This is a genomic window from Flagellimonas flava, from assembly GCF_050617915.1.
Classification (GTDB): domain Bacteria; phylum Bacteroidota; class Bacteroidia; order Flavobacteriales; family Flavobacteriaceae; genus Flagellimonas; species Flagellimonas flava_A.
In genome coordinates this window covers 1-248 of the sequence record NZ_JBODQE010000119.1, presented here as the reverse complement: position 1 = coordinate 248, position 248 = coordinate 1, and the positions used below count along the sequence as shown (strand labels likewise).

The window sequence follows — 248 nt, the reverse complement described above, 5'->3', positions numbered from 1 at the left end:
AAAGCGCCGCCCTTTGCCTACAGGTCATTGCCATTGGGTATGTGTTCTATGCCTATGGAATGGTGGTTACGCAAGCTTTTAATGGAGCAGGGGATACCAAGACACCTACCAAGATTAATTTCTTTTCCTTTTGGATGTTCCAATTGCGCATTGCGTACGTTACTGCCTTGGTGTTGGATTGGGGTGCAACTGGCCTTTTTGTAGCCATAACTGCGGCAGAAGTATTGCTCGGCGTAATGGCGGTAATC

The 248-nt window shown here is 47.6% G+C and carries 1 protein-coding gene; it reads left to right on the top strand.

What is annotated here, in order from left to right; genetic code table 11:
• Positions 1 to 248 (top strand): MATE family efflux transporter (locus ACRHOZ_RS21205; protein WP_431130330.1); only part of this gene is annotated, 248 nt, incomplete at both ends.